This window comes from Acinetobacter sp., from assembly GCF_036666595.1.
Lineage (GTDB): Bacteria > Pseudomonadota > Gammaproteobacteria > Pseudomonadales > Moraxellaceae > Acinetobacter.
Genome location: NZ_JAVWVO010000120.1, coordinates 1 through 595, shown reverse-complemented (window position 1 = coordinate 595; position 595 = coordinate 1). Strand labels below are relative to the sequence as shown.

Here is a 595-nt window from a genome sequence, read left to right as displayed (position 1 = left end):
TTTGTTTTAAATAAGGTAGGAACTTTCCAGTACCCGCGCCCAAGTCAACGACATTGGAATGGGCATTGAGTTCTAAATCTTCTTTGAGCCAGTTGACCACGTCTTGTGGATAATCGGGACGCACTTGTTGATAAAGTTCAGCGGCAGAACTGAAACCTTTTTGAGCAGCAGGATGTAAGGAATGTGTCATATTTTGCGCTTTTTTATCTGATCAGATTCTATAAAATATGACACTTGATGCAATGAATAGGCAAGCAGTCTATTTATTTAATTTTAGCTAAAATCAGAGAGCCTAAGCTCGGTGTTGCGAATGGATAAGCAAATAATTTTTGAAGATGATCATATTAGAGCGATCTATTTACCAGGCAATTCAAATACTTTAGTTCTCTCATTTGGTGATTTGATCACACGTGCCAAAGGGCTTTCCATCAATGCTGAAAAATCATTGATGAAATATGACTATGCTGTCGTTGGCATTATGCCGAAACAAAAGTCATGGTTTCCTGCATCAAGCATGTCTGCATTATTGGAACAGCTACAACCCATTTTAAATCAATATAAAAATATTGTGGGCTATGGTGGTTCAATGGGGGGC

Annotated in this window: 2 pseudogenes; one reads left to right on the top strand and one right to left on the bottom strand. The window is 38.3% G+C overall.

The features are described from left to right. Nucleotides 1–190 (bottom strand): annotated as a pseudogene (locus RR876_RS17120) (SAM-dependent methyltransferase); the annotation flags it as partial. Nucleotides 191–310: 120 nt separating this feature from the next. On the opposite strand from RR876_RS17120, the pseudogene RR876_RS17115 reads away from it, so the two are divergent. Continuing rightward, a pseudogene (locus tag RR876_RS17115) lies at nucleotides 311–595 on the top strand (hypothetical protein); the annotation flags it as partial.